The 6,000-nt window shown below is 63.5% G+C and carries 6 protein-coding genes and 1 pseudogene; 2 read left to right on the plus strand and 5 right to left on the minus strand.

Annotated elements, in window-relative coordinates; translation table 11 throughout:
• Window positions 1-205 precede the first annotated feature (205 nt).
• Window positions 206-1,504, plus strand: a complete 1,299-nt coding sequence (locus AC1A0G_RS11370; protein WP_476529819.1) for an MFS transporter — start codon at window positions 206-208, stop codon at window positions 1,502-1,504.
• Window positions 1,505-1,772: 268 nt separating this feature from the next.
• Here the strand turns inward: AC1A0G_RS11370 and AC1A0G_RS11375 are convergent, their stop codons facing one another.
• Window positions 1,773-2,168, minus strand: coding sequence for an HIT family protein (locus AC1A0G_RS11375; RefSeq protein WP_476529821.1), 396 nt, complete (start codon window positions 2,166-2,168; stop codon window positions 1,773-1,775).
• Window positions 2,169-2,294: 126 nt separating this feature from the next.
• On the opposite strand from AC1A0G_RS11375, the gene AC1A0G_RS11380 reads away from it, so the two are divergent.
• Complete coding sequence (locus AC1A0G_RS11380) at window positions 2,295-2,660, plus strand: VOC family protein (RefSeq protein WP_476529823.1); 366 nt, start codon at window positions 2,295-2,297, stop codon at window positions 2,658-2,660.
• A gap of 149 nt (window positions 2,661-2,809) precedes the next feature.
• Here the strand turns inward: AC1A0G_RS11380 and AC1A0G_RS11385 are convergent, their stop codons facing one another.
• From AC1A0G_RS11385 to AC1A0G_RS11400, 4 genes and pseudogenes are all read right to left on the minus strand, one after another.
• Window positions 2,810-3,427 (minus strand): sugar O-acetyltransferase, encoded by a 618-nt coding sequence (locus AC1A0G_RS11385; RefSeq protein ID WP_476529825.1) that lies wholly within the window; start codon window positions 3,425-3,427, stop codon window positions 2,810-2,812.
• Between the two features lie 95 nt (window positions 3,428-3,522).
• Window positions 3,523-4,062 carry a GNAT family N-acetyltransferase gene (locus tag AC1A0G_RS11390; RefSeq protein WP_476529831.1) on the minus strand — a complete coding sequence of 180 codons (540 nt, stop codon included), beginning with the start codon at window positions 4,060-4,062 and terminating at the stop codon, window positions 3,523-3,525.
• Window positions 4,063-4,431: 369 nt separating this feature from the next.
• A pseudogene (locus tag AC1A0G_RS11395) lies at window positions 4,432-4,890 on the minus strand (class I SAM-dependent methyltransferase); the annotation flags it as partial.
• A 43-nt stretch (window positions 4,891-4,933) separates the two neighbouring features.
• The gene (locus AC1A0G_RS11400) at window positions 4,934-5,869 is read right to left on the minus strand and encodes a lactonase family protein (protein WP_476529833.1); all 936 of its coding nucleotides are present in this window, start codon (window positions 5,867-5,869) and stop codon (window positions 4,934-4,936) included.
• Window positions 5,870-6,000: the final 131 nt, after the last annotated feature.

Consider the following 6,000-nt stretch of genomic DNA (forward strand, 5'->3'; position numbering starts at 1 on the left):
CTGTCCAGAGAATCCGTCGTGCAAGGATAAGTTACCGGCCCCATCGCACCAAGCCTCGCAGAACGGCGGAACGCCTCTCATACGATTCCCTCGGCCACCCCCAGCCAGCCGCCGGCAAACGACAATTCACCGTGCGTTCATCTCCATCATTCCCCGTACGAGGTGCGTCCCGTACCATTAAAGATGGTTATGAACAGGAGTCGTTATGTCTGAAAGCACCACCGGCACGTCCGTCGCGCCGAGCGCAGCCACGCCGAGCACATCCGCGAAGCTCACGAAACGCGAGAAGCAGTGGATCGTCTACGACGTCGGCAATTCGGCGTTCGTGCTGCTGAGCACCGCCGTCGTCCCGATCTACGCGAAATCGCTCATGCCCGCGGACGGCAACATCGTCTCCGCGTGGGGCTACGCGCAAACGATCGCATCGCTCGTCATCGCGCTGCTCATGCCGTTGCTCGGCTCGATCGCCGACGTGCAGGGCATGAAGATCAAGTTCTTCCTCGGCTTCTTCGGCACGGGCGTGGTCATGTGCTGCGCGATGGCGCTGCCGCTGACCTGGCTGCCGTTCCTGATTGTGTACGTGCTCGCGACGATCGGTCTGAACGGTTCGCTCACGTTCTACGATTCAATGCTCATCGACACGACCGACAACGATCGCATGGACAAGGTGTCGTCGCACGGCTACGGCTGGGGGTATGTCGGCTCGACGGTGCCGTTCATCGCGTGCATCGCGCTGATCTTCGGCGGCCCGTCGCTGTTCGACTGGTCGACGGTCGCGTGCACGCGGGCGAGCTTCGTGATCACGGCCGTGTGGTGGGTGGCGTTCACGATCCCGCTGCTGACGAGCTACAAGCAGGTGCATTACCGCGCGACCCGCGAGCATACGCGCGAGGCGATCCACGGCACGTTCACCGAACTGCACGGCACGTTGCGCAAGCTCGTGCGAAACAAGCCGCTGTGGATGTTCATGATCGCGTTCTTCTTCTACATCGACGCGGTGAACACGGTGATCTCGATGAGCACGTCGTACGGCACGCAGCTCGGCATCGACTCGACGCAGCTCGTCGTGGCGTTGCTGGTGACGCAGTTCGTCGCGTTCCCGTGCGCAATCCTGTACGGACGGCTGGCGGGACGTTTCGGTTGCAAGCCGATGATCATGGCCGCGGTCGTCGCGTACATGTGCATCGTGTTCTTCGCCGCGTTCTTCCTGCGCTCGGCCGCGCAGTTCTGGATCCTCGCGATCCTCGTGGGCATGTTCCAAGGCGGCATCCAGGCACTGTCGCGCTCATACTACGGCAAGATCATCCCCAAGGAGCACGCCAATGAGTACTACGGCCTGTACGACATCTTCGGCAAGACGGCCTCGATTCTCGGCACATTCCTCGTGGCGACCACCACGTCGCTGACCGGTAACGCGTCGCTCGGCGTGCTCTCGATCGCGATTCTGCTTGTCGTCGCGCTCGTGTTCCTCACCCTGCAGAAGGACCCGACCAAGACAGCCTGACGAGGGTCGGCCCAAGCAAGCCGAACGGTTGGCGTTGAACAGCCCGTTCGGACCCGAATATCAGCTTTCAGCAAACCTTGAGGCAGATTATCGCCGCTGTAGAGATCTTCTCGCAAACCTTGAGGCATCATATCGATTCGCACCCGCACCGATGACCACGTTCGGGGGTGTATATCGGCCTTCTCTCCGGCATACGCTGCCTCAGAGATTGCAGAAAGACCCCTGCACGTCCCGCAATCTGCCTCATGGTTTGAAGAAAGACGTCGCCTTATCGCATTCGACGCCACGCGGCGTCCAGCGAGATCGCGCGACCGGGCAGTTTCGGCCAAGTGTCCAAACCGTCGCCATGCGATCGGGCCAGCAGATGCACGTGGAAGTGAAACACCGATTGATCGTCCTCGAACGAGGTATTGAGCAGATCGACGCCGTCGAATCCGCAGTCCGCGACCAGATGCCGGGCGACGCGCTGCGTCAGGTCGGCCACCGCACGCAGGGATTCCGCATCGCAGTCGAGGATGTTGACCGCGTGTCGCTTCGGCACGACGAGCAGATGGTAATCGACCTGATCGTCAGTCGATACGAAACACATCGCCAGATCGGACTGCGCGACCAGCCGGCACGGCGCCTCGCCACGCACGATATCGCAGAACACACATTCGCCCATATACCGATCATAACGGTTGTGCTCGGCCGGCCGAATACCCCGGCGCCTGACGCCGACTACACTGGGAACGTGACGGAACCGCACGGAATACCAACGGTTCGCATCACACACACCAAGGAGGTTGTCATGATCGATCATGTCGGATTGTTTGTCAAGGACGCGAACGAGCGCGCAGGCTTCTACGAGCAGCTGCTCAAGCCGCTGGGCTACGTGAAGAAGCACGAGTTCCCGGGTGCGGTGTGCTTCGCGAACGACGAGGACGGCGACAGCGTGTGGCTGGAGTCGCCGAAGGATGGCAACCCGGTCGTGCCGACGCATCTGGCGTTCCACGCGGCCAGCGAGGATGCGGTGAAGGCGTTCCACGCGGCCGGTCTGGCGGCGGGCGGCGTCGACAACGGTCAGCCCGGCCCGCGCCCGAACTACAGCCCGACCTACTACGCCGCGTTCATCCACGACCCGGACGGCAACAACATCGAAGCCTGCCTGCAGTAGTTGTGCCGGGCTTGATGTGCCGGGTCTGACGCTCCCTCAGTCGGCTTTGCCGACAGCTCCCTCAGCCGAGGGAGCCAAGAATACAACACGCATCAGCGTCAGTCCGGCACAGTGCACACCGGCCGCATGGAGACCCGCCTCCTCGACGCTCATTCCCACACGTCGAGGCGGCGGGTTTTGTAGTAGAACTCGCGGTCCTTCTCCCCGATCTCGCGTACGGCCTTGCACGGCACGCCGTACGCGACCGTATTCGCCGGAATGTCGTGGCTGACGACCGAGCCGGCGCCGATCACGCAGTTGTCGCCGATGGTCACGCCCGGCAGGATCGTCACGTTTGCACCGACCCACACGTTGCGTCCGACCGTGACCGGGATGCAGTACACGTAATGATGCTCGCGCAGCACCGGCAGCACCGGATGCCCGGCCGTGGCGATGACCACGTTCGGACCGAACATGCAGTAGTCGCCGATCGTGATGTCGGCGTCGTCCACGCAGGTGAAGTTCACGTTGCAGTACACGCCCTTGCCCATGTGCACGTGATGGAAGCCCCAGTTCGCATGCGCGGGCATCTCGACATGGCACCCGTCGCCGATCTCGGCGAACATCTCCTTGAGCAGCCGCTGCTTGCCGTCCGCGTCGGTGGGGTGCGTCCGGTTGAACTCCCACAGTTTTTCCTGATATTCGAGCTGGCCATCCATGATGGACGGGTCGTCGTAATGGTACGGCAGTTGTTCGGTGCGACGTTGCGCGTTGGTGAGTTCGGCCATATTGACACTCCTCGTCAAATCCCAATGATTGCAGTTATGTTTGCGTTATCATTATAGGCCAAGCACAAGGAACCTCACTCAGTGTGTGACACGATTCACCTCACCTTCACACACATATCGCCGCGCCGATATCCGCGTCTGCCACCCCCATTCTTCAGCCGCTTGACGAGCCAGCCGTGCCGACCATCTTCGTAGACCTCGCCGGTGAGCCGGTAGCCACGCCGCTCGTAGAACGCGTAATAGTCATTCTCCGCATGCACCGCAGCGAGCGTGCCGCCCGCGAGCGCGATGCGATGTTCGGCTTCGGACAGCAGCGCCGAACCGATGTGCCGCCCGCGCGCATCGGGCAGCACCGCAAGCCGCGCGATCACATATCGTCCCGACTGCCCGTCCGCATGGTCGGTGTCCTTGTAGAACCGACATGTTCCGACCGCTTGGCCGTCGTCGAACGCGAGCAGGTGCGTGGACTGTCCCGGCTCATCCCAGCCATCGAACTCGGGCCGCCACTCACGTTCGCGCACGAATACCCGTTCGCGAATGTCCCGCGCGGCCGACGGCATCGCATCATATGCGCGGATTGCCACGGCATCCTCGCCACGCCGTTCCGTTGCCGGCAACAGCTCGCTGGCGATCATGGTGACGTTGTCGTCGGTGAGGATGCCGTCGACGGCGCGCGCGTCGAAGATCGCGTCGACCCATGCGCGGTGCGCGGGATATGTCGGATCGGTCGGCAGCGGGCTGTGCGAGTGCGAGTCCATGTACGTGCGCCACGATTCGCGCGTGTACCGGATCGGGTTGGGGAACCGGCGGATGGTCGGATGCGCGAAGAATTCGGCGGCTGTTTCGGTAAAGTGCCGCGCGCTGACGCCGACGTCGGCGGCATCGCCAGCCGAGACGGCCGCGATCGCGTCGGCAGCCGTGCCAGCACCGTCGGCACCGGAAGACGCTCCCAGCACACCGGGATCCATGCCGCGCATCATCGCCGAATCGAACGACGTGCTGTTGTAGATCGAGATCAGCAGGAACGTATCGCCCCGGCTGATGCGCACGCATTCGGCGAGGAATGCGTCGTGGTCGAACCAGTGCAGCGCCTGTGCGCAGGTGATCGCGTCCACGCTGTGGTCTGGCAGTCCGGTTCGCTCGGCCGTGCCGTCGACCACGGTCACGTTCGGATACGGCCGGACGGCGTCGGCCAGCACGCCGCGCATGTCGGCGTCCGGTTCGACCGCCGCGATCTCGTATCCGAGCCGGGCCAACGGCACCGTGAACTTGCCGGTGCCCGCGCCGATGTCCGCGATCCGCGCGCCGGCCGGCAGCAGCGAGGCGATGTACTGCATGGCGGAGTCCGGGTATCCCGGCCGCGCACGGTCGTAGGCTTGCGCTTTGCCGTGGAATTTGGTTTGGATTTCGGACGGTTGTTGCGCGGACGATGCCTCTGACGGTTCGGTTGATGATTGAGTCACGACATACCTTTCCTTGGCCCGGTTGAATCGGCGACACGCGCCGTTACAGCGGCAGGATCGTCGTCGGCGATCCGATTCGCACGTTGCCGAGCATGACCGGCTCGCCGTTGGCGGCGACGCGGAATACGGTCAGGTTGTCGGTGATTTCGTTGGCCGCGATCAGATATCGTCCGATCGCGCGCAGATGACGCGGACGGCTGCCGCCGCTGGGGATGCCGCGGCCGGTCCAGCCGGGCGTATCGGTCGATGCAAGACGTTGCAACCGTTCGCCGTCCCAGCGCAAGGTGACGATGCGTTCGGAGCCGCGCAGACCGACGTATACGAATCCCGGATATGATTGCCCGATTGCGAACCGGCTGTCGACCCCAGTGCCAGCATGCATTCCAGCATCGCCGGATGACGCCCCGGCAAGCGAGGCGGCCGGCATATACGCCAGCGATGCGGCCTGATCGAGATCGTCGCCGCCGAGGTCGACGGTTTGCAGCACGCGCAGATCGCCATCGTTCGCATCGCAGCCCAGCAGCGTGACCGTATCGCCCCATTCGTCCACGACGGCGACGCGCAGCAGTCCGTCACGGCTCGGCATGATGTGCATGTCGCGCGGGCCGGTTCCAGGTGCGAGCGTTACCGCGCCGAGCCGCACGAGGTCGCCGTCTTGCCAGCGATGCACATAGATGCAGTCCGCACCCAGATCGGTGGTGAGCACGCGGCCGTCGGGCAGCGGCAGAATCCAGTGCGCGTGCGGGCCTTCCTGAGCGGGCAACGGGCCGCGGCCCTCGCCGTGCAGGACCTGCGCGGACGGTCCGAGCGCACCGGCGTCGTCCACCGGGAACACGTTGACCGTGCCGCTGACGTAATCGGCGGTGATCGCATGCCTGTGGCCCTGGTCGTCGGTCACGATGGCGACATGGGTCGGACTCGCGCCCGGGACCGGCACACGGGATACCGGTTCAAGGAGCTTGTCAAATTGTTTGTGTATGGGTGTTTTTTGTTGTTGTTTTTAGAGGTAGGGTTCCATGCGTTCCGGGTATGCGGCGACGAGTTGGGCGAGGGCCTGTTTCCAGTTGGTGGTGATCCTGCCCTCGATGAGCCGGCATTCGTTTTTCGGTC

Source organism: Bifidobacterium sp. LH_230, from assembly GCF_056357555.1.